Annotated in this window: 25 protein-coding genes; all 25 read left to right on the top strand. The window is 42.1% G+C overall.

Translation table 11 applies throughout. From position 1 onward, the window contains the following. Nucleotides 1-76 precede the first annotated feature (76 nt). Nucleotides 77-670, top strand: a complete 594-nt coding sequence (locus N596_RS06685) for an SP0191 family lipoprotein (RefSeq protein ID WP_023027381.1) — start codon at nt 77-79, stop codon at nt 668-670. Nucleotides 671-679: 9 nt separating this feature from the next. Then, nucleotides 680-1,231, top strand: a complete 552-nt coding sequence (locus tag N596_RS06680; protein ID WP_023027380.1) for an SP0191 family lipoprotein — start codon at nt 680-682, stop codon at nt 1,229-1,231. Between the two features lie 142 nt (nt 1,232-1,373). Then, complete coding sequence (locus N596_RS06675; RefSeq protein ID WP_006597020.1) at nt 1,374-1,640, top strand: IreB family regulatory phosphoprotein; 267 nt, start codon at nt 1,374-1,376, stop codon at nt 1,638-1,640. Then, nucleotides 1,640-2,059 (top strand): Holliday junction resolvase RuvX, encoded by a 420-nt coding sequence (gene ruvX, locus N596_RS06670; protein ID WP_023027379.1) that lies wholly within the window; start codon nt 1,640-1,642, stop codon nt 2,057-2,059. Before N596_RS06675 ends, ruvX begins: the two co-directional genes overlap by 1 nt. A 17-nt stretch (nt 2,060-2,076) precedes the next feature. Beyond that, the gene (locus tag N596_RS06665; protein WP_006595405.1) at nt 2,077-2,388 is read left to right on the top strand and encodes a DUF1292 domain-containing protein; all 312 of its coding nucleotides are present in this window, start codon (nt 2,077-2,079) and stop codon (nt 2,386-2,388) included. A gap of 326 nt (nt 2,389-2,714) precedes the next feature. Further along, nucleotides 2,715-3,962, top strand: a complete 1,248-nt coding sequence (locus N596_RS06660) for a bifunctional folylpolyglutamate synthase/dihydrofolate synthase (RefSeq protein ID WP_023027378.1) — start codon at nt 2,715-2,717, stop codon at nt 3,960-3,962. 122 nt (nt 3,963-4,084) lie between these two features. Further along, entirely contained in the window at nt 4,085-4,507 is a 423-nt protein-coding gene (locus N596_RS06655; protein WP_023027377.1) for an SP_0198 family lipoprotein, read from the top strand. Nucleotides 4,508-4,772: 265 nt separating this feature from the next. After that, nucleotides 4,773-6,308, top strand: coding sequence for a cardiolipin synthase (gene cls, locus N596_RS06650; RefSeq protein ID WP_023027376.1), 1,536 nt, complete (start codon nt 4,773-4,775; stop codon nt 6,306-6,308). Nucleotides 6,309-6,458: 150 nt separating this feature from the next. Then, the gene (locus N596_RS06645) at nt 6,459-6,677 is read left to right on the top strand and encodes a hypothetical protein (protein WP_042361291.1); all 219 of its coding nucleotides are present in this window, start codon (nt 6,459-6,461) and stop codon (nt 6,675-6,677) included. Further along, a complete protein-coding gene (locus tag N596_RS06640; protein ID WP_042361290.1) occupies nt 6,677-7,321 on the top strand; it encodes a hypothetical protein in 645 nt (214 codons plus the stop codon). The genes N596_RS06645 and N596_RS06640 overlap by 1 nt, the downstream gene beginning before the upstream one ends. Before the next feature lie 439 nt (nt 7,322-7,760). Continuing rightward, a complete protein-coding gene (gene cpsA / locus N596_RS06635; RefSeq protein ID WP_042361442.1) occupies nt 7,761-9,239 on the top strand; it encodes an LCP family glycopolymer transferase CpsA in 1,479 nt (492 codons plus the stop codon). Continuing rightward, complete coding sequence (gene cps4B / locus N596_RS06630) at nt 9,232-9,963, top strand: capsular polysaccharide biosynthesis protein Cps4B (RefSeq protein ID WP_023027374.1); 732 nt, start codon at nt 9,232-9,234, stop codon at nt 9,961-9,963. Before cpsA ends, cps4B begins: the two co-directional genes overlap by 8 nt. Nucleotides 9,964-10,005: 42 nt before the next feature. Next, nucleotides 10,006-10,701, top strand: a complete 696-nt coding sequence (locus N596_RS06625) for a Wzz/FepE/Etk N-terminal domain-containing protein (RefSeq protein ID WP_023024692.1) — start codon at nt 10,006-10,008, stop codon at nt 10,699-10,701. Nucleotides 10,702-10,713: 12 nt separating this feature from the next. Further along, complete coding sequence (locus tag N596_RS06620; RefSeq protein WP_023027373.1) at nt 10,714-11,409, top strand: tyrosine-protein kinase; 696 nt, start codon at nt 10,714-10,716, stop codon at nt 11,407-11,409. Between the two features lie 19 nt (nt 11,410-11,428). Further along, nucleotides 11,429-12,802, top strand: a complete 1,374-nt coding sequence (locus N596_RS06615) for a sugar transferase (RefSeq protein ID WP_023027372.1) — start codon at nt 11,429-11,431, stop codon at nt 12,800-12,802. Nucleotides 12,803-12,804: 2 nt separating this feature from the next. Further along, nucleotides 12,805-13,590, top strand: coding sequence for a LicD family protein (locus tag N596_RS06610; protein WP_023024689.1), 786 nt, complete (start codon nt 12,805-12,807; stop codon nt 13,588-13,590). A gap of 17 nt (nt 13,591-13,607) precedes the next feature. After that, nucleotides 13,608-14,333, top strand: coding sequence for a WecB/TagA/CpsF family glycosyltransferase (locus N596_RS06605; RefSeq protein ID WP_023024688.1), 726 nt, complete (start codon nt 13,608-13,610; stop codon nt 14,331-14,333). Then, a complete protein-coding gene (locus tag N596_RS06600) occupies nt 14,308-15,393 on the top strand; it encodes a glycosyltransferase family 4 protein (RefSeq protein WP_023027370.1) in 1,086 nt (361 codons plus the stop codon). The genes N596_RS06605 and N596_RS06600 overlap by 26 nt, the downstream gene beginning before the upstream one ends. Beyond that, the gene (gene wecB / locus N596_RS06595) at nt 15,390-16,484 is read left to right on the top strand and encodes a non-hydrolyzing UDP-N-acetylglucosamine 2-epimerase (RefSeq protein WP_023024685.1); all 1,095 of its coding nucleotides are present in this window, start codon (nt 15,390-15,392) and stop codon (nt 16,482-16,484) included. Before N596_RS06600 ends, wecB begins: the two co-directional genes overlap by 4 nt. Next, nucleotides 16,484-17,449: a glycosyltransferase family 2 protein gene (locus N596_RS06590; protein ID WP_023024683.1), complete on the top strand. Its 966-nt coding sequence runs from the start codon at nt 16,484-16,486 to the stop codon at nt 17,447-17,449. Before wecB ends, N596_RS06590 begins: the two co-directional genes overlap by 1 nt. 55 nt (nt 17,450-17,504) lie before the next feature. Further along, nucleotides 17,505-18,212, top strand: coding sequence for an IspD/TarI family cytidylyltransferase (locus N596_RS06585; protein ID WP_023024681.1), 708 nt, complete (start codon nt 17,505-17,507; stop codon nt 18,210-18,212). Nucleotide 18,213: 1 nt separating this feature from the next. Next, nucleotides 18,214-19,239 carry a zinc-binding dehydrogenase gene (locus tag N596_RS06580; protein WP_023027369.1) on the top strand — a complete coding sequence of 342 codons (1,026 nt, stop codon included), beginning with the start codon at nt 18,214-18,216 and terminating at the stop codon, nt 19,237-19,239. Nucleotides 19,240-19,245: 6 nt separating this feature from the next. Then, nucleotides 19,246-20,664: a flippase gene (locus N596_RS06575; protein ID WP_023024678.1), complete on the top strand. Its 1,419-nt coding sequence runs from the start codon at nt 19,246-19,248 to the stop codon at nt 20,662-20,664. Between the two features lie 202 nt (nt 20,665-20,866). After that, complete coding sequence (locus N596_RS06570) at nt 20,867-22,015, top strand: hypothetical protein (protein WP_023027368.1); 1,149 nt, start codon at nt 20,867-20,869, stop codon at nt 22,013-22,015. Nucleotides 22,016-22,144: 129 nt separating this feature from the next. Further along, nucleotides 22,145-23,242: a UDP-galactopyranose mutase gene (gene glf / locus N596_RS06565; protein WP_023024674.1), complete on the top strand. Its 1,098-nt coding sequence runs from the start codon at nt 22,145-22,147 to the stop codon at nt 23,240-23,242. Nucleotides 23,243-23,246: the final 4 nt, after the last annotated feature.

Here is a 23,246-nt window from a genome sequence, read left to right as displayed (position 1 = left end):
TTTTTGCGGGGCATTCTATGGTACAATACTTCTGTGGGGAAAATCCCTTTTATAGAAGCTTATCAAAGGAGAAAACATGAAAAAGAAGCTTATTTGTCTAGGAGTCTTGCTTCTGGCGCTGACAGCTTGTGGACAGAAGAAACATGGGAAAACCGATTCTTCCAGTGTTCAAAAATCCAACAGTGCTAAAATTGAATCATTCAATAAAGAAAATCGAAATCTGTTAGAAAAGGCAGAAGAACAGCAAGTCTTTACCAAGCATTTTGTCCTTCCGACAGATGAGAAAGGTATTCGCCAAGAACAGACCATCACCTATCAAGGGGAACAATTACAAAAATTGGTCATGACCAATACCACTCCTGCCAGTGATGAATTGAAAAAAGCCATTCGAGAGGTCGGCCTCGAAGAAGCCCAACGATTGATGGTGGAGTCGATGGACAAGGATGAACAACTCCAACAGGCACGGACTCTTCCAGGCTTTACCATTGAACTGACCGTACCAAATGAAAATGAATACCAAACGGTCATCACCTATGACTTCACTCAGTTGGATACTAAAAAAGCGGTTGAGTTAGAGTACTTCAAATCAGCGAATATTGCGGATTTGTTGAAGTTGACACCAACAGAGTATATGAATAATCTACTCCGTAATGGAGCAAAAGAAGAATAAGGAGAAAACATGAAAAAATTTCTATTACTGGTCGTTGCTGGATTGCTTGTCTTGGTAGGTTGTGGGAATTCTCAATCAAAAGGGGGCAACTCCCTATCGAAAGATAGCGTCATCACTCGGACCTTTAAGATTGACAGAGATGTTGATGAGGTTGACGTGGTAGGTAAACAGGAAATCACAGTGACTGTATCCTACCAAGGAAAGAAATACAAAAAAGTTTCCATCAAACTAGCGACTCATGTGTCGGATGAATTCAAAGCTGAAATCAAGAAGATGATTGATGCTGAGGATGATAAAGAAGGTGCCAAGCAAGCCTTGATCGAAGGTTACGAAGGTGAAGGTGGCATTGATGAATTGAGAGACTACGATGGAATCACCGTGACATCAGATTGGACAGGTGAAGCAATGGTCTCTGAGATTGAGATTGACCCTGATAAAGTAGACTTCGATGACATTAAAAACAGCGAAGACTTGGGAGAAATTTGCAAAATGATCAAGACCTATTCTCCAACGCTCTTCATCAAAAACATGGAAAAGAATGGCTTTAAAGAAGTAAAATAAAGTCATTGAAAAAATATAGCAGATTGTTTTCGGAAACAAGTGATAAAAAGTCCAAGAAAGCCCATGAAATCAGTAATTTTCGTTTGAGAAAGTATGGAAATTATGATATAATAGTATGAATATAAAGAAAGAGGGTGGTATTGTGGGATTTACAGACGAAACAGTACGTTTTAATCTTGACGATTCAAACCGTAAAGAAATTAGTGATACATTAAAGGATGTCTACTTATCTTTGGATGAGAAGGGCTACAATCCAATCAATCAAATCGTTGGTTATGTACTCAGTGGTGATCCTGCTTATGTACCTCGTTATAACAACGCTCGCAACCAAATTCGTAAGTACGAACGAGATGAAATTGTTGAAGAATTGGTTCGTTACTACTTGAAAGGGCAAGGGATCGATCTCTAATGAGAATTATGGGACTAGACGTTGGCTCGAAGACTGTCGGAGTAGCCATCAGTGATCCATTAGGTTTTACTGCTCAAGGTCTGGAGATTATTCAGATTGATGAGGAGAAAGGAGAGTTTGGTTTTGACCGTCTCTCTGAACTGGTGAAGGAATACCGGGTTGATCGTTTTGTCGTTGGTTTGCCGAAAAACATGAACAACACAAGCGGTCCTCGAGTGGAAGCGAGTCAAGCTTATGGAAAGCGCCTTGAAGAGTTATTCAACTTGCCGGTTGAGTATCAGGACGAGCGTTTGACGACCGTTGCCGCAGAGCGGATGCTGATTGAACAAGCAGATATCAGCCGAAATAAGCGAAAAAAAGTAATTGATAAATTGGCTGCCCAGTTGATTTTGCAAAATTATTTAGATCGAAAATTTTAGAAAAAAGAGGAAATAAGATGGCACACAATCATGATCATGACCACAACCATGACGAACGCGAATTGATTACATTGGTAGATGAGCAAGGAAACGAAACCTTGTTTGAAATCCTTTTGACCATTGATGGAAAAGAAGAATTTGGTAAAAACTATGTTCTTTTGATTCCTGCAAATGCAGAAGAAGATGAAAACGGTGAAGTAGAAATCCAAGCTTACTCATTTACTGAAAACGAAGACGGAACAGAAGGCGACCTTCAACCAATCCCAGAAGATTCAGATGATGAATGGAACATGATTGAAGAAGTCTTCAACAGCTTTATGGAGGAGTGATACAGTCTGGGAGACTGTATCACCTCAACTCCTAGAAACTAGAAAGAGTTGAAACATCCAGTGGATGTTTTTAGCCCTGCTTCAAGAAACAAGAAAAAGCAGGAAGTCCGGGGGACGTTTTTAGCCTTGCGCTGAAAATGAAAACCGCAAGTAAGTCTGGGAGACTGTATCACCCCAACTCCAAGAGATTGGAAAGAGTTGGTAAGTCCAGTGGATGTTTTTAGCCCAGCTTCTAAAAATATTGGAAGTGAAATAAGAAACCAAAGAAATAGCAGAGCGTGAGCCAGCAACAAGGCTTGATCGCTCTTTTCTTTTAGGAGAAAGATATGAATCAAATTGAAGAATGGATGAATAGCCGAATTGGACTCAATTTTCGTTCAGGCTTGGGGCGGATGCAACAGGCTGTAAAGCTCTTAGGGGACCCTCGTGAAGCTGTTCCGATGATCCATGTGACGGGGACCAACGGTAAGGGCTCGACCATTGCGTTTATGCGCCAGCTATTCCAACAACATGGCCTAAAAGTCGGGACCTTTACTTCTCCGCATATTGTTAGTATGCATGATCGGATTTGTATCAATGGGCAACCAATTTCGGATCAAAATCTGATTCGCTTGGGTCAGAGCATTCAAGCGATGGAGTCTCAGCTTCTTGAGACTCACGACCAACTCTCTTACTTTGAAATCATCACCCTCTTGGCCTTTTTGTATTTCCATGAACAAAAAGTAGACCTGGCCTTGATCGAGGTTGGGATCGGAGGCCTCCTTGATACGACCAATGTCATCACAGGAGAGGTAGCAGTGATCACCTCAGTAGGGCTGGATCATCAGGAGACCTTGGGAGGAAGCCTAGAGGCCATTGCTAGGCAAAAAGCTGGGATCTTTAAAGCCGGGAAGCCGGCTGTTATCGGTCCACTGGCTAAAGAGGCTGAGCAAGTCTGCATAGAAAAGGCCCAAGCAATAGGCTGTCCGCTAGCTCGCTATGGAGAAGATTTCCAACTGGTGAAGGGCGTCTTTCAAGATGCGCAGCATCGGTTTGACTCACTGAAAATTGGGCTCAATGGAGCTTATCAGGAAGAGAATGCTGCGGTGGCTCTCGAAGCCTTTTTCCTCTTCATGGAGCAGAGAGGTCTGGCGGTCGATGAAAACGGTGTTCGGGAGGCTTTGCAAGCGACTAGCTGGCCGGGTCGTCTGGAAAACTTTGACCAAGGCGTCTATCTAGATGGCGCTCATAACCCTCATGCCATCCATCGCTTGGTCGAATATGCGCGCACCTTTTCAGATAAACGGGTGAAGATCCTCTTTGGTGCGTTAAAGCGCAAAGATTACAAGGGGATGTTGGAGATCTTTTCAAGAGACTTGCCGGAGGCGGACTTAACGGTGACGACCTTTGCTTATGGGGAAGTTGTCCAAGAGGCGGATGGCTTAGGCTATCCTTATGTAGCTGATTTCAGAGATTACTTACAGGATTTTTATAGCCGACAAGATGGCCAAGAGGTGCTATTTGTCACTGGCTCACTCTACTTCATTTCAGAAGTACGCGCTTATCTACTAGAGCAAGGAAAGAATCCTTTATAGGCAGTAACCCTCATCGGTCAGTCATAAAGATTGACCGAAAACTACCTCTATCGTATACTAAAGGTGAGCCACAAATGAACGGGGAAGTCCGTTAAAAAAGTTGGCGCGAAAGGAGACCATCCATGGCAAAGAAAATGACTGTTTTATTAGCAACAGCTACAGTCCTCCTACTTGGAGCGTGTTCAAATCAGCAAACACCATCGCAAACGAATACTTCATCAAGTGCGACGACAACAACGGCGACATCTTCTAAACAGACAACAACCAGCCCGCAGGTGAACCAAACTGGTCTTGACGGAACCTATATGGGAATGGATGAAAGTGATCAAGTGACTCTCGTCATCACTGGTGATTCAGGGACTTGGACAGCTGTAGAGGCAGATGGAGAGCAAGAGCTGAAACAGGTCAAGCTAGATGCTACCAACCAGATCATTTTTATCGGAGATGATGGTTACCGCTATCAATTAGAGGGTCAACAATTGACCCTGAAAGAAACGGACCAAGACTTGGGTGATCAGGATACGATCGTTCTGACCAAGCAATAAACTAGCAGAAGTGAGAGTGGGACAGAAATCCTAGCCTCTCAATTGTCTTTGGATTGTCGAGCAAGACGCAGTGGTTGAGTGGGCTCTACTACGCTGATTTCATCAGCTTTTACAGCCCTACTCAACTGTGCGGAGGTGGGACGACGAAATCGAATTCTAACGAATGACCGATTTCTGTCCCACTCTCTTTTTTCATTTTATCGGGTTTGCGCTCCCTTCTTAGAACTGGTATACTAGTAGGGATTATAAAAGAAGGAGAATGAGGGTGAGTTTTCGAAAGATTCGATTGTTAATGTCCAAATATGGGTTCAGTATCCTCTTTATGGGGTTCGAACTCTGGCTGTCTTTTGCGGCCTTCTTTTGGCTTAATGGATGGTTCCCAAATTGGATGTCTGTCACTATCATGGTCCTCTTGTATATCTCGACCATTTTGGCGATCGTCAACCGCAATATGCCTCCAGAGAGCAAGGTGACCTGGCTCTTGATTGCCGTCATCCCCGTCTTTGGTTCCCTTCTTTACCTCATGTTTGGGGAGCGTCGTCTGTCCAAAAAAGAAATGGTTCAGTTGGAAAATATGGAGTCCATGAATTTCCGTGAGGACAAGAGCCGCGTGCTTCGCCTCCAGTTAAAGGAAGAGAGTAAGGCCGTTTATGGGATGGTCAAGTCTATTCTATCCATGGACCACAATGCAGATCTCTACAACGGGACAGTTTCGACCTTTTTCCCACTAGGGGATCAGATGTTTCCACAATTGTTGGAGGATTTGCGCTCAGCCAAGAAATTTATCTTTCTCGAATTTTATATCATCGAGGAAGGTCTGATGTGGAACAGCATCCTAGATATCCTACTTGAGAAAGTTAAAGAAGGGGTCGAAGTGAAGCTGTTATACGATGATATTGGCTGTATGGCGACCCTCAAGGGAAACTATTCTAAACGCTTGCGCAAGTTAGGGATTGATGCCCATAAGTTTAACAAGGTGGTGCCACGATTAACGGTGGCCTATAACAACCGAGACCACAGAAAGATCTTGGTCATTGATGGTCAGATTGGCTATACAGGTGGGGTCAACCTAGCGGATGAGTATATCAACCAGAGAGAACGCTTCGGCCATTGGAAAGATAGTGCAGTGCGCTTGGACGGTCGAGCCGTCAAGGCCTTGACGCGACTTTTTCTCATGAACTGGTACATTAACCAGGGAGAAATTGAAGATTTTGATAAATACCATATGGAAAACCAAGCGGTAGATGGTGAAGGTTTCTATATCCCCTTTGGTAGTGGACCGAAACCGATCTATAAGTCCCAGGTTGGTAAGGCTGTGTATCAGAATATCATCAATCAGGCAACGGACTATGTCTATATTACGACCCCTTATTTAATCATTGATTATGATTTGACAGAAGATATTCGAAATGCGGCACTCCGAGGCGTTGACGTACGCATCGTGACCCCCTCCATTCCGGATAAAAAGTTGATCCAAATCGTTACACGAGGGGCTTATCCAGACCTGATGGAAGCAGGGGTAAAAATCTATGAGTACACTCCAGGCTTTATCCATAGCAAGCAAGTATTGGCCGATGATGAAGTCGCAGTAGTCGGGACCATCAATTTTGACTATCGGAGTCTAGTCCATCACTATGAGAATGCTGTCTGGATGTATCGAAGCCCAGAATTGACCAAGATCCGAACTGATTTTGAAGAGATTTTCTCCGTGTCTCAGCAGATCAAATTGGACACTTTCCGAATCACCTGGTACCAGTATTTGATCAAAGAGATTATGCAGTTATTTGCGCCCATGCTATAGGCGATGAGATCCCTCCGCAAGAGAAGGGGTCTTTTTTATTACGAAGTAGAGACAAAATATTACAATTTATTTACATAGGCTTGTCTAAGAATGTTCAGGGAGGCTATTTTTGGTATAATGAACATAATCTATAAAAAATAAGGAGAACTTATGAAAAAGCTCGTAAAATATGGTGTCTTACCAGCCTGCTTGTTGTTGTTGGTAGCTTGTTCGTCAAAACCAGCTACTGAGAAAAAAGCAGCCAAAGAGGATAAAGTAGAACAATCTAGTGAGTCAAAAGAGGAAAAAACAAAAAACAAATTGAGAAAGATGGAGATATCATTCTTCGTGCCATCTTCACTGACCATTCTTCTGGTTTCACAACCTTGATGGGAACGTCAGTTGACAAGTGGAAAAAACAAATTACCGAAAAATTTGTTGATGAAAATGCCTCAAAATATCTACCTGCAGAAGACTTTACACTTGAACTCTCAACTGAAACATTCACGCCAGAAAAAATCTTAGAATTGTTTGACCAAGCTCGTTTCAAAGTGCTAGCAACTATTGGTGATGACTATGAAATCACTAAGGTTGAAGACGAAGGAGATACTGCGACAGTTACGTTCAAATCTCGTGCCATTGCAACACGTGACTTGGCTAACTTGATCAACCGTGCAAAATCTAGTCTTTTTGAAAACGGAATTGAAGATGTTAAAAAATTAGAAGACAACACAGATCCAGATCTAGAAAAACGCTTGTCTCTATTGAACAACTTCTTGTTCTATTATGCCTTTGACCGCTTGAATGAAGACTTTGGTTACATCGAACCACGCGAGTACACTTTGGAATTGACGAAAACCAAAGAAGGACGTTACATCCTTAGTGATGAAAGCTTCCTTGAATTGCGTAAGGAAATCTTTGTAAACGAATACTCTGCTGATGGAGCTGAAACTCGTAAAGGAAGCAATTCCTCACAGAGTGACTCAACTAGCAAGGATTCAGATACAAGTTCAACCTCAAAAGATAAAGTATAAATCTATACAAAAGGTGAGTTTTCTCACCTTCAGATTGAAGATAAAGTCTTCCGAAAAACTTTCCTTAGGTGAGTGCGGACGTCAGCGAACTTCGAAGAAGTTCCATGACTTAGTTTTGAGCCTAGGGTCTCAAAACTCCCGAGTGCCTGAAATTATTGTGTTTCAGGCACTTTTCTCACAGCGGAAAGTTTTTAATCTTCTTAAATGGCAAAATAAATCATTTTTGAAGAGTAACTAGCTGTTTTATGTAAAATAATAGTTTATCTACATTCAAAAAGGTGAGTTTCCTCACCTTTTTTATTTACTCATTTCTTTGTCCCATATTGCTGTACAGAGAGCTCAGAATAGTATAAAATTAATAGTGGAGAATTGGGCCTAGATTCCGATTTTTAGGATGATTTTATGTTATAATATTTAAGAAAATAGTATGGGGGATGAAATGAATCGAAGTAGAAAAAACAAACGTTCAACCAGAACGAGCAGTTGGGATCAGCTACGTATTGTCAATAGTGGTCTCTGGGTCTTAACGCTACTTGTGGCTGGACTCTTTCTTTATAATATCTTTAGCTACAATATCCTAGCTTTCCGTTATTTGAATATCCTTGTGACGGCCTTGCTAGTTGGCGGACTTTTTTTAACCTTGGGTTTGATCCTTGCAGGCAAGGCTAAAAAGACGACGCTATTTTTATTGGTTCTGGGCTTGCTAGGGACCTCCGTGGGGACCTATGTTACCCAGCAATTGGTCGATGTCGCTGGAAATGTGAACCGAAATGCCAACTATACGGAATTTGAAATGGCTGTCTATGTCAAAGCGGATAGTCCAATCCAAGATATCAAAGAAATTAGTAGTGTAGCGGCACCTACGGGGAATAACAATGCAGACGATCTTCAAGCCTTGGTAGAGGAAGTGAAGAAAACGCGCCAGCATGACTTGACGATTGAAGATGTGGAATCTTATGTGGCAGCTTACCAGGCCCTACAAGAAGACAAGACAAAAGCCATTGCCTTGAATAGTACCTTTGAAGATACCATTGCAAGTGTGGATGCTGACTATGCGAAAAAATTGAAGAAAATTTACTCTTACAAGATTCGCCGTCAAGTTGAAACCAAAGCCAAGGCAGATGCGAATGCGGACACCTTTAACATCTATGTCAGTGGGATTGATACTTACGGTCCAGTCACTTCGGTTTCTCGATCTGATGTCAATATTATTATGACGGTCAACCGAAAGACCAAGCAAGTCTTGTTGACCACCACTCCGCGTGATGCCTATGTACCGATCGCCGATGGCGGAAACAACCAAGGGGATAAATTGACCCACGCTGGGATTTATGGAGTAGATGCATCTATTCATACCCTAGAAAATCTGTATGGCATCAAGATTGACTACTATGTCCGTTTGAACTTCACCTCCTTCTTGAAGCTTGTCGACTTAGTCGGAGGGATTGATGTAGAAAATGATCAAGAATTTACAAGTCTACACGGGAACTACCACTTCCCTGTAGGAAAAGTCCACTTGGATTCGGAACAGGCCCTTGGCTTTGTCCGTGAACGTTACTCTCTCGAAGGTGGAGACAACGATCGTGGGAAGAACCAAGAAAAAGTGATCGCAGCCATTATCCATAAATTAACATCGACCAAAGCATTGAGCAATTACAATGAAATCATTTCTGGTTTACAAGATTCCTTGCAAACCAATATGCCCTTGCCAACGATTATGAATTTGGTGAATACCCAGTTGGAGACTGGCGGAAGTTACAAGGTGACTTCACAAGCTGTCACTGGACAAGGACGAAATGATTTGCCTTCATATGCTATGCCAGGATCCACCCTCTACATGATGGAGCTGAACGCTGATAGTGTGGCACAAGCCAAAGAAAAGATAAACCAAATCATGGAAGGAAAAAACAATGATTGATATTCATTCACACATTGTCTTTGATGTGGATGATGGACCAAAGACGATTGAGGATAGCAAGTTCCTCATCGAGGAAAGCTACCGTCAGGGGGTTCGTACCATCGTTTCGACATCTCATCGTCGAAAAGGGATGTTTGAAACCCCAGAAGAAAAGATCTATCAAAACTACTTGGCAGTAAAAGAGATGGTGGAGACCTATCTGCCAGAAATGACTTTGCATTTCGGAGCAGAAATCTACTATACGCGAGATATCTTAGAAAAGTTAGAAGCTGGGACCATTCCGACGCTGGCTGAGACCAGCTTTGCCTTGATTGAATTTAGTATGGCGACGCCTTACAAGGAGATTCACCAAGCCTTAAGTGCAGTCTTGCGCTTAGGAGTGACTCCGGTGGTTGCCCATATTGAACGGTACCACTGTTTGGAAAAGAATGAAAAACGGGTGCGGGAATTGATCCGAATGGGATGCTATACCCAGATCAATAGTTCTAGTGTCCTCAAGCCTAAACTGTTTGGTGATCGCTACAAGTTCATGAAACATCGTGCCCAATATTTCTTGGACAAGGACTTGGTCCATTTCGTTGCAAGCGATATGCACAATGTCGATCAGCGCCCTCCATACATGGAAAAAGCTTATCAGTTGATTGAAAAACGTTACGGAAGTGACCGGGCACGTGCCCTCTTTGTTGAAAATCAACAAACATTATTGGATAACGAATTATTTTAACAATCAAGTTCCATCACGGGGATTGAAAAGGAGAAAGTGAATATGAAAAACCAAGAGAGCAAAGAGATCGAGTTGGATGTGGTCTCCCTCTTTAAAACCTTATGGCGTCGTAAATTCTCAATTATCATTACGGCCTTGCTGTTTGCGATTGGAGCCCTAGGGTACAGCGCTTTTGTAGCGAAAAAGATCTATCAAAGTACCAGCCGTATCTACGTGGTCAGCCGTCAGAACCAAGAAAACAATGCCTTGACTAACCAAGATCTTCAAGCGGGATCCTATTTGGTTAAAGACTATCGCGAGATTATCCTTTCTCAAAATGTCTTGAACCAGGCCATTGAAGAGTTGAAGTTGGAAATGACTCCAGCAGAGCTTGCTAAGAAAGTCTCAGTGGCAGTTCCGACAGATACTCGGATTTTGTCCATCACTGCATCAGACCCAGATCCACAAGAAGCAGCTCGCATCGCGAATGGCTTGAAAGATGTAGCGGCAGAAAAAATTATTGCTGTAACCAAGGTGTCTGACGTGACAACATTGGATGAGGCAGTTGTCCCGCAAAATCCTTCTTCACCAAATATCAAACGAAATGTTGTCATTGGCTTTGTCCTTGGTGGTGTCTTGATTTCTATTCTGGTGATCTTGTCAGAGGTATTGGATGACCGTGTGAAGAAACCAGAAGATATTGAAGAAGTGATGGGCATCACACTATTAGGTGTGATCCCTAATGTGAAGAAACTGTAAGAGGGAGAATTCATGGCAACCTTAGAAATTGTAAAAAGCAAATTAGCAGCGATGACTCAGGCCGAAGAGTATTTTAATGCCTTGAGTACCAATATTCAGTTGAGTGGGACCAATATTAAGGTCGTTGCCATCTCATCTGTGCAACCAAACGAAGGAAAATCAACCATTTCTACGAATTTGGCGACAGCCTTTGCGCGTGCGGGCTATCGTACCTTGTTGATCGATGCGGATATCCGTAATTCGGTCATGACAGGTGTCTTCAAGAGCCAAGGACGTGTCGCTGGATTGACAGAAGTACTTTCTGGGAAGAGTGAGATTTCCCAAGCGATTGCGACAACAGACTATCCAAAACTGGACGTTCTCTTGTCCGGTCAGATTTCTCCAAACCCGACAGGTCTCTTGCAAAGCAAAAACTTCGAGGTCATCCTTGAGGCGCTTCGCAATCACTACGACTACATTATTGTTGATACTCCTCCGATTGGGATGGTAATTGATGCAGCGATTATTGCTCAACGCTGTGATGGAAGCTTAATTGTGACGGCGGCAGGGGCTGTGAGTCGCAAGGCTGTGCAGAAGGCCAAAGAGCAACTGGAACAGACGGGGACACCTTTCCTAGGAGTGGTCCTTAATAAATTTGATATTCAATTAGAGAAATATGGTTCCTATGGTAATTACGGGAACTATGGCAATTATGGGAAAAAAAGATAAGGAATAGGATAGGGATATTATGACAGAAGGAAGGGGATTTCACAAATTTGCTTTGGCCTTTGTTCAAAGTTTACCAGTCTTAGTTGTGGCTTATGTGTTTAGTTTTGTGACAGAGACAGAAATCCACTCTAATACAATTTTCTATCTATATTTATTGCATTACGTAGCTTTCTACGTCAGCGATTACAACCAAGATTATTTCAAGCGGGGCCATCTAGTTGATTTCTTACAAACTTTGAAATATAGCTTGTGTTTCGCGCTCGCCATCAGTTTTTCGAGCTTCTTTTTGGAGGAGAAATTCTCCCTTTCTCGTCGGGGGATGATTTACTTTTTGGTTAGTCATACTCTTGTCCTTTATTTGATGAACTACCTCATCAAACGCTATTGGCGACGCTTCTATTACAGCCTTAAAGGAAGTCACAAGATTCTCTTGATTACGGCAAATTCTCGTCTGGATAAAGTTCTGGATCGGCTTCTTTCGTCAAATGATAGCGGTGGAGAAGTAATAGCTGTCACAGTATTGGACCGCCCAAACTTTCAACACCCAACTGTTCGGGTTGTTCCGAAGGAAGACCTGTTAACCTTTGCGACCTATGAAGTGGTAGACGAAGTCTTTCTCAATCTTCCAAGTGAAGAGTATGACATTGGTGAGTATGTCTCACAATTTGAGACTATGGGGATTGACGTCACCGTTAACCTCAATGCTTTTGATTTGAACTTTGCTGGCAACAAACGGATTCGAGAAGTGGCTGGGCTCAATGTCGTCACTTTCTCGACTAACTTCTACAAACCTAGCCACGTGACCGCGAAACGTGTGATCGATATCTGTGGCTCCTTGGTAGGCTTGGTTATCTGTGGCTTGGTAGCGATTGTATTGGTACCTTTGATTCGCAAGGATGGAGGTCCTGCTATTTTTGTCCAGAAACGGGTCGGGAAAAATGGGCGCTATTTCAAATTTTATAAATTCCGTTCGATGTATGTCGATGCAGAGGAGCGGAAAAAAGAATTGTTGGATCAAAACACCATGACCGGTGGCATGTTCAAAATGGACAATGACCCTCGGATTACGCCGATTGGGCGCTTTATCCGCAAGACCAGTCTAGATGAGTTACCACAATTCTTCAATGTTCTAAAGGGAGATATGAGTCTGGTTGGAACCCGTCCGCCAACAGTGGATGAGTATGAGAAATACACTCCAGAACAAAAACGCCGCTTGAGTTTTAAGCCTGGTATTACAGGGCTTTGGCAGGTGAGTGGTCGTAGCGAAATTACAGACTTTGACGAAGTCGTTCGCTTAGATATATCTTATATTGATGGCTGGACGATCTGGTCAGATATTAAAATATTGCTGAAAACGATCAAAGTTGTGTTTAAACGAGATGGAGCGAAGTAAGAATGAGTAAAGTAAGACAGATTCAATTAGGAGAGTTGTCCTTATTAGAAAAGTATATTGAGATTTGTTCTAAGTACAATCTTCGCTATTATGCTTTAGGTGGGACTTTATTAGGAGCTATTCGTCACAAAGGATTTATTCCCTGGGATGATGATATGGATTTAGGAATGCCTAGAAAAGATTATGAAAAATTCCTGGAAATTTGCGAAAAGGAATTGCCGGATCATGTCATCCTAAGAATCCATGATGATAATTTGGGTAACACATCCATCATGGATACTTCCCTTCAAATTGAATTTGGTGGTGTTGTGTGTAGTCCTTTTATCGATGTGTTTCCTTTAGATGGTTATCCATCAGATGGTTTCCACTATTTCTTACACACCAATAAAATTAAGTATTATCGTGCCCTTTCAAAAATATCTGTTATTAATCGCCTGCATAATCGCGACCGAGGTTTCTTTGAAAATACAATTGTGAAGGTCTCTAAGGTCCTTCACCTAGACAAGTTACTAAATACTGAAAAAATCAATCAGAAGTTACAAAATACGATCAAAAAATATGACTTTGAGACAAGTGATCTCGTGGGGAATGTCTTAGGATCCTATCGCGAGAGAGAATTGGCCTACAAAGAAGTATTCGGGGAGCCACAACTCCTTGATTTTGAAACTATTAAAATCAGTGGTCATGCCGATCCGGATGCATATCTGACAAAGATCTATGGCGATTATATGAAGCTGCCTGAAGAATCAGAGCAAAAAGGTCACTTTGAATCCACTTGGGGAGAATAAGTTTGAAAAGTTTTACAATGATGGGGGTCAGGATTGACCCTTTAACAATGGCTGAAACCGTTGCTGCTACAGAACAGTTTGTCCTAGACAAAAAACCGCTCCATTTGATGGGGGTCAACGCAGATAAGCTCAATCAATGTGCGACAGATGAGGCCATCAAGAAAATTGTCAATGAATCTGAAATCATCAATGCAGACGGTGCTTCTGTTGTTCTCGCAGCTCGCTATTTGGGTTATGCTGTGCCAGAGCGCGTGGCAGGCATTGATTTGATGCAGGAATTGCTCCATTTAGCCAATGAAAAAGGCTACTCTGTCTACTTCTTCGGTGCAAAAGAGGAAGTCTTGACAGATATGCTGGCCATCTTTAAAAAGGATTATCCGAATCTCCGAGTAGTAGGTCATCGCAATGGCTATTTCTCCACTGAAGAAGAGGAGACTATCCAAGAAGATATCCGTGAGAAGAATCCAGATTTTGTCTTTGTCGGGATTACCTCTCCTAAAAAGGAGTACTTGATCCAGAAGTTTATGGACAATGGCGTAAACTCTGTCTTTATGGGAGTAGGAGGAAGCTTTGATGTCCTCTCAGGCCATATCAAGCGGGCGCCTATGTGGATGCAAAAGGCCAATCTGGAATGGTTGTTCCGTGTGGCCAATGAACCCAAACGGCTCTTCAAGCGCTATTTTGTAGGAAATGCGACTTTTATTAAGAGAGTAGTACATGAAAAACGGAAAGCAAAAAAATAATATTCTTCATATTTCTCGGACCATGGACATCGGTGGGGCGGAGCGAATTGTCTATCAGTTGGCGACAGACCTCAAGGATGAATTTGACCAGGTTCATGTCGCATCAACTGGTGGATTGTGGGAAGAAAAACTAGCAGAGAATGGGATTCAACACCATCGCATTTTGGACGTCGATAGCAAACAGCCAGCTACTGTACTCAAAATTCTTGCTAGTCTTTCCAAAATCATTAAAGAGAATAAGATCACTCTTGTCCACACCCATCACCGGATGGCTGCTTTTTATATTCGTTTGTTGCAACTGCGTCATCCGAACTTGATTCATGCCTATACAGCCCATAATGTTTTCAAGGATAAATTACCACTTTATAAATTTGCGCTAGGAAAGGCTCGAACGGTTGCTGTCAGCCAAGCTGTCCAGGAAAATATCCTTAATGATGTAAAGTCAAAAAACTCTGTTGTGATTTATAATGGAGTGAAAATGCAACACAGTGAACATACAGTAAATGAAATTACTAAGTGTGACGGTATCAAAATAGGCTGTATAGCTCGCTTATCCGAACAAAAAGGGTTGACCTATCTGATTGAAGCTATGTCACTTGTGACAAATCCAAGTGTCTTCCTGTTTATTGTCGGTGACGGAGAATTGAGAAATGATTTGATAAATCAAACAAAAAAGCTAAATCTGGAAGAAAGAATTCATTTTTTGGGCTACCGAAGCGATGTCGTAGAGTGTATCAATAGCTTTGACTTTTGTGTTCTTCCGTCAGTCTTTGAAGGATTTGGATTGGTTGCAATCGAGGCCTTTATGAACGGTAAAACGATGATTGCAACAGATATTCCAGGTGTGAATGAAGTAGTGAACTCTGAGAATGGGATCCTCGTTCCAGCTGAGGATCCGCAAGCCCTGGCGCAAGCAATTAAAGAGTTGGCAGGAAATCCTGAGAAAAGAGCCTCTTTAGCTGTTCAAGCAAAGAGGGATTATGATACCAAATTTAGCTATTCTATCTTTTTAGACAACTATCGTAACTTTTACCAATTCATGAGAAAGGGTTCAAGATGAAAAAAGTAATGTTGGTGTTTGGGACGCGTCCAGAAGCTATTAAAATGTGTCCTTTGGTGAATGAACTCAAGCAGCACAATACGATTGAAACTGTAGTCTGTGTAACAGGGCAACACAAGGAAATGTTAGAACAGGTCTTGGATGTCTTCCAAGTCACTCCAGATTATGATCTTGGTATCATGAAGGCTAACCAAACCTTGTTCACCATCACGACCTCTATTTTAGAGAAAATCCAACCGGTTTTGGAGCGGGAGCAACCTGATATTGTCCTCGTCCATGGGGATACCACTACCACCTTTGCGACAGCTTTGGCAGCCTTTTATATGGGCATCAAAGTGGGGCATGTGGAAGCAGGTTTACGGACTTACAACCTTCAAAGTCCTTATCCCGAGGAGTTTAATCGTCAGGTTACGTCTATTGTAGCAGACTACAACTTTGCTCCGACCCAGGTTTCAAAAGCGAACCTAGAAAAAGAAGGACGTACCAATATCTTCATTACGGGAAATACAGTAATTGACGCCTTAAAGACAACGGTAAAAGAAGACTACGATCATCCTATTTTGGAATGGGCGAAAGGAAGTAAACTCATCATGTTGACGGCCCATCGTCGCGAAAATCTTGGGAAACCCATGGAACACATGTTCCGTGCGGTCAACCGGATTTTGGAAGAGTTTGAAGATGTGAAGGTGGTCTATCCTATTCACAAAAATCCAAAGGTCAGAGAATTGGCCGGTAAGATTTTTGGAGAGAATGAACGGATGAAAATTATTGAGCCATTGGAAGTGATTGATTTTCATAATTTTATGAACCAAAGTTATATGATTTTAACGGACTCAGGTGGCGTCCAAGAAGAAGCACCTTCTTTAGGGAAGCCGGTCCTTGTCATGCGTGATACAACTGAACGTCCAGAAGGTGTGGCTGCAGGGACTCTGAAATTGGTCGGAACAGAAGAAGAAGCCATCTATCGCAACTTCAAGCTCCTTCTGGAAGACCAAGACGAATACAAGAAGATGAGCCAGGCAAGCAATCCTTATGGGGATGGAACGGCTTGTCAACAGATTGTAGAAATTATCATGAAGGGATTAGCATAATGGAAAAGGTTTCGATTGTCATACCGGTCTATAATGTCGAGGAGTATTTACAGTATAGTGTCGGTAGTCTTAGACAACAGACCTATTCAAATATTGAAATCATCCTGGTCGATGATGGATCAACTGATCGTTCAGGAGAAATTTGTGACCAGTATGCCCAGGAAGATGACCGTATTCGAGTGTTCCATCTTCAAAATGGGGGGATATCGTATGCTCGAAACAATGGTGTAAGAGCTGCAACAGCTGATTGGATAATGTTTCTAGATTCGGATGATTACTATGATCGTAGAACCGTTGAATATTTGATGGGATTGAAAGACCAGTATAATGTTGACTTTGTATCGACTCCGGTCATTGAAGTTAGAAATCACGAGGACAAAGATTTTTCGGGAGAGGTAAATGAAAAGAGTCCAAGAAAATTAGACCGTTATACAGCCCTCAAAGAGATGTTCTATGGTCGCCATGTAGGGACTCATTCGGGGGGGAAACTCTATAAGAAAGAGATTCTACTTCAATATCCCTATCCTGAAGGAATGATCTACGAAGACTTAGCCGTTGCCTATGAGCACATTGCTGCTTGCAAGGAGATTGCTGTTAGCGATCTCAATCTCTATAAGTACTATAGGAGACCTGGTAGTACAGTCAATTCTTCTTTTAGCGATCGCCTTTTGGATTTTTATAAGGCTATGGACTGGAACAGAGCCTATGTTGAGCGGGACTATCCTGATGATCAGGAAATGAAAAAAGCGGTAAATACCCGCTATGTTTTTAATGGCCTGCATGTAGTCCATGCCTTGTTAGGTTCTCAAATGTATGACCAAGTCAACAAGATTCGCAAAGAGTATCGTCACTATTGGAAAGATATTCTAGTCAATTCACATATTACAAGAAAAAATAAACTCAAATACCTTCTTTTGCTCCTTTCTCCTCATTTGTATCAAAAGGTGAGAGCAAAACTAGGCTAGATCGTCAATGGCCATGTTCTAGAGAAGGAAAAGATACAAAAACAGGAGGTTTAGGATGATTTATGCAGGGATTTTAGCAGGTGGAACAGGATCACGGATGGGGATTACGGATATGCCCAAACAATTTTTGGATTTAGGTGGCCGTCCTATTTTAATCCATACCGTAGAGAAGTTCTTACTGGTCCATGAGATTCAAAAGATTGTATTGGGGATTCATCCGGACTGGGTGACTTATACTGAAGACCTGGTCGACAAATACTTGGCTTCTTATAAGGAACGGATCTTGGTTGTAGAGGGAGGAAGTGACCGTAACTCTACCATCGAAAACATCATCTTGGCTATCGATAAGGTGCAGCCTTTAACAGATGAGGATATTATTGTTACACATGATTCGGTTCGTCCCTTTGTCAGCCTAAAAACCATTCAAGAAAATATTGAATTGGCCAAGAGCCATGCTGTTGTGGATACAGTTGTCGAAGCGACCGATACCATTGTTCAAAGCTTGGATAATACCTTTATCACGGATATCCCAGAGCGGCAATACCTCTATCAGGGTCAAACCCCTCAGACCTTTAAAATGAAAGATTTCCTCGCCTTGTATCATGACTTGAGTGATCAGCAGAAAGAAGTCTTGACGGATGCCTGCAAGATCTTTGTCATCAATGGGGAAAAAGTTGCCCTGGCTAAAGGGGAATATTCCAATATTAAAATTACGACGATTACAGATTTGAAAATTGCACGCGGTATGATTGAGGACAATTAATATGTTGAACCAAATCTTTCAGCTGACCCAGCCGAAAAATATCACCATCAAATACCAAGAAGAAGACATGAGCCGTGGAGACAAGGTGTTGATTCGCCCCTATTACATGGCTATTTGTCACGCGGATCAACGTTACTACCAAGGGAAGCGGGATCCTAAGGTGCTCAAAAAGAAGTTGCCCATGGCCCTTATCCATGAATCGTCTGGTATCGTGGTAGCGGATCCTACAGGGACCTATCAACCAGGACAGATTGTAGCCATGGTTCTCAACCAGCCTCCCCATCAAACAGAAGGTGTCTTCTTTGAAAATTATTTAGAGGGAACGCACTTCTTGTCTAGTGGCTTTAATGGCTTCATGCAGGAAGTGGTTGCCTTGCCACTGGATCGTGTAGTGGCTTATCCAGAGGAAGTTCGGGGCCCTGTCACAGCCTTAGCGGAGTTTAGTAGTGTTGCCATGCATGCCATTCATCGCTTTGACCTCATTGCCCACCAACGAAGAGAATCTGTTTTAATTTTAGGTGATGGAAGTCTCTCTTATGTAGTTGCGACTTCTTTAAACTATCTTTACCCAGATTTGAAAATTACAGTCGTAGGGCGCAATAGTGATAAACTGCAATTGTTTAATTTTATCCATCAGGCAATTTTAACCAGCGAGTTGACAGAAGACCAACGTTTTGATCATGCTTTTGAATGTACTGGCGGTCAAGGAAGTGAACCAGCTATCAATGACATTATTGATCACATCAAGCCTCAAGGAACCGTGATGCTGATGGGAGTTAGTGATAACCGGGTCGCGGTCAATACAAGAGATGTTCTTGAAAAGGGCTTGACCCTTGTTGGGTCTTCTCGCTCAGGTCGTGAAGATTTCGAGCAGGCTGTAGAAATGCTGGCGAATCGTCGGGTCCAAAGTCGCTTAAAGAATATCATCCATGTTGACGGAGAAGTTCAAGCTATTTCAGACATTCATCGTGCTTTTGCGACGGATCTAGTTACGCCGTTTAAAACAGTCTTTAAGTGGGGATTGTAGACAATCATGAAAGTTCTTAAAAATTACGCCTATAATCTCTCCTACCAGTTGCTGGTGATTATCTTGCCGATTATCACCACCCCCTATGTGACGCGGGTCTTTAGCTCGAATGACTTGGGGACCTATGGCTATTTCAACTCCATCGTCACCTATTTTATCCTTTTGGCGACGCTAGGAGTGGCCAATTATGGAACCAAAGAGATCTCAGGACACCGGAAAGATATCCAGAAGAATTTCTGGGGGATTTATACCCTCCAGTTGGGGGCTACGATTTTATCTCTTACCCTTTATGTTCTTTTGTGTCTCACCCTACCTTCCATGCAAAATCCTGTTGCTTATATCCTAGGACTTAGTTTGGTTTCTAAGGGACTCGACATTTCCTGGCTCTTTCAGGGATTAGAAGATTTTCGCAAGATTACGGTTCGGAATATCACGGTCAAACTGGTTGGAGTCATCTCCATCTTCTTGTTTGTCAAATCTGCCAATGATCTGTATCTCTATGTATTCTTACTCACCATCTTTGAGCTCTTAGGTCAGCTCAGTATGTGGCTACCTGCTCGTGAATTTATTGGGAAAGCCCATTTTGATATGGCTTATGCACGGGTACATTTAAAGCCGGTCATTCTGCTCTTTCTACCGCAGATTGCCATCTCCCTCTATGTCACCTTGGATCGGACCATGCTGGGGGCTCTCGCCTCTACAAAGGATGTGGGGATTTATGACCAAGCCTTAAAACTGGTCAATATTTTGTTAACCTTGGTGACCTCACTGGGAAGTGTCATGTTGCCTCGTGTATCGAGTCTCTTATCCTCAGGGGACCACAAGGCTGTCAACAAGATGCACCAGATGTCCTTTTTGATTTATAATTTGGTCATTTTCCCGATTATTGCCGGCATGCTGATTGTCAATGATGACTTTGTTCAATTCTTCCTAGGGAAGGATTTCCAGGATGCGCGTTATGCCATTGCCATTATGATTTTTAGAATGTTCTTTATCGGATGGACCAATATCATGGGGATTCAAATTCTGATCCCTCATAATAAAAACAAAGAATTTATGATTTCGACAACTGTACCCGCCATTGTCAGTGTCGGATTGAACCTAATCTTCCTGCCAAAACTGGGCTTTATTGGAGCTGCGATTGTGTCAGTGTTGACAGAAGCTTTGGTATGGGGGATTCAACTCTATTTCACACGAACGTATCTTAAAGAAGTGCCGATTATGGGCTCAATGATGAAGATTGTGCTTGCTTCAGGCCTAATGTATGGTCTATTGTCACTGGTCAAATCCATTGTCCATCTTTCGCCGACTCTGAATGTCGTTCTGTATGCCGGACTAGGTGGGATCATCTATGGAACCTTGATTTTGCTTTTCAAGGTGGTGAATGTGAAAGAGTTAAAACAGCAATTTACGAAACGTGCATAAAGCAAGACTCATCCATAAAGATGGAAGAAGTACTTGTTAGACGAAATAATGGTAACTATGAAAAGAGAGGCCGAGAAAGGAATGATAAAAGATTTTTGATGACCTTGGATATAAATAATGAGATGGACACTTCTGTCTGGCTCAAGACTAGCCTATCTCTTGTTATCCTTGGTTTCATGTTTTTTATCAATGTATTATCAATATGTTAAAAATGAAATTTGACGACCTCCTCGTTAGTGTTGTCGTAGCTATCGTCATATTCTTTAATACCCTATCAACAACGATGTTGAATAAAGGGATTTTTCACATGAATGCAAGCACTCTTTTGTTAGTAGTCTTGCTATTGGCATTGCGGTTTTGGAACAAGATCAATGTTTCTTATACGTACTTGCTATTTTCATTAGCCTTACTAGCAATTGGTATCCTCGTATATGTGAAAACTGGGAGACTCAATTTTTTAGTCTATTCCTTATTGATGTCCTTGTTAATAAGTGCAGATAGGAAGGTCGTTTTACGGACCTATATCTTTGTTGGTGGAAGTATTCTTGTATCAGTCTTCTTCTTATCTCTTTTAAAAGTCATTCCGAACTTGCAATATAGTCGGGGAGGCGTTATTCGGAATTCTTTTGGTTTTATCTATCCTACGGATTTTGCTTCGCATTGTTTTTATCTTTTCGTAGCGATGTCTTATCTATTGAAGAATCGCTATATCTGGCTACGGACCTTTGGTGGGCTCTTCTTGGCCGTCTTTCTCATTAAGTTTTGTGATGCTCGGATGAACGCCTATTCATTGTTGGTGGGAACCTTTATTTTTGCTTTCTTCTATCTGACCAAGGAAAAGAAAATTGGACTCTATGCCCTCATGCCATACTCAGCTGCGATTTTTTCTTCTCTCATCCTCTATCTGACTTATCACTTCTCCTGGACTTCGCCTTTCTATGTGAAAATCAATCAATTGATTACAGGGCGATTAGCCTTAGGGAAAAATGCCTTTAATTTATACGAACTAAATTGGTTTGGAACTAGAGGAGTTCAATTTATTGGTTCAGGGGGGAGCACAGAGTCTGTCCTCAGCTATAACTACGTCGATTCCTCCTATGTCCAAATGCTCTTCACTTATGGTATTGTTCCGGTACTCACCCTCATTTTGATTTATATTGTAGTATCTAGGGATGAGTATAAGAAGGGGAGATATCTTTACGTTGCTATTCTATCTTTAATCACCGTCAACTGTGTGATTGAAGCCTTTTGGTTTGTACCTTCTTATAATATTTTTATGTTTATCCTCTTCACTCGAAACACGATTGATGCTAGTCCATCGGAAACAGTCGGTGAGCTATCATATAGTTAGTGTTGGTATCAGGAGTGGTTGGAGAACTCACCTAAAGTATAAGAATACAATTACTGGACATGTTATTTGTATCAGTCAAAGGCATGTTAAGTTAAACACTGATGACCATCTATTAAAAGGGAGACAACTATGTACGATTATCTAATTGTTGGTGCTGGTTTATCAGGGGCAATTTTTGCTCATGAGGCAACCAAGCGTGGCAAAAAAGTAAAAGTCATTGATAAACGGGACCACATTGGTGGAAATATCTACTGTGAAAATGTTGAGGGCATCAATGTCCACAAGTACGGTGCCCACATTTTCCATACGTCCAACAAAAAAGTTTGGGACTATGTTAACCAGTTCGCTGAATTTAACAACTATATCAACTCACCGGTGGCTAATTACAAGGGGAGCCTTTACAATCTTCCCTTCAACATGAATACCTTCTACGCTATGTGGGGAACCAAGACTCCGCAAGAAGTCAAGGACAAGATTGCCCAGCAAACGGCTGATATGAAGGATGTTGAACCCAAGAACTTGGAAGAACAAGCGATCAAGTTGATTGGTCCGGATATCTATGAAAAATTGATCAAGGGCTACACAGAAAAACAATGGGGACGTTCTGCCACAGACCTTCCACCATTTATCATCAAGCGTCTTCCAGTTCGTTTGACCTTTGATAATAATTATTTTAACGACCGTTACCAAGGGATTCCAATCGGTGGTTACAATGTCATCATTGAAAACATGTTGGGTGATGTGGAAGTAGAACTTGGGGTCGATTTCTTTGCTAATCGTGAAGAGCTGGAAGCATCAGCGGAAAAAGTAGTCTTTACAGGGATGATTGACCAGTACTTTGACTACAAACACGGGGAGTTGGAGTACCGCAGCCTGCGTTTTGAACACGAAATCTTGGATGAGGAAAATTATCAAGGGAATGCTGTAGTCAACTACACCGAGCGAGAAATTCCTTATACTCGGATCATTGAGCACAAGCACTTCGAATATGGAACCCAACCGAAGACAGTCATCACCCGTGAATACCCAGCTGACTGGAAACGGGGGGATGAACCCTACTATCCAATCAATGATGAAAAGAACAACGCCATGTTTGCTAAGTACCAAGAAGAAGCAGCCAAAAATGACAAGGTCATCTTCTGTGGACGCCTAGCAGACTATAAATACTACGACATGCACGTGGTCATTGAGCGTGCTTTGGAAGTCGTAGCAAATGAATTTGATTGAAAGA

It is taken from the genome of Streptococcus ilei, from assembly GCF_000479335.1.
In the GTDB taxonomy this organism is placed as follows: domain Bacteria; phylum Bacillota; class Bacilli; order Lactobacillales; family Streptococcaceae; genus Streptococcus; species Streptococcus ilei.
Note: the sequence above shows the minus strand (reverse complement) of the source record. Positions and strands in the feature narration are given on the sequence as shown.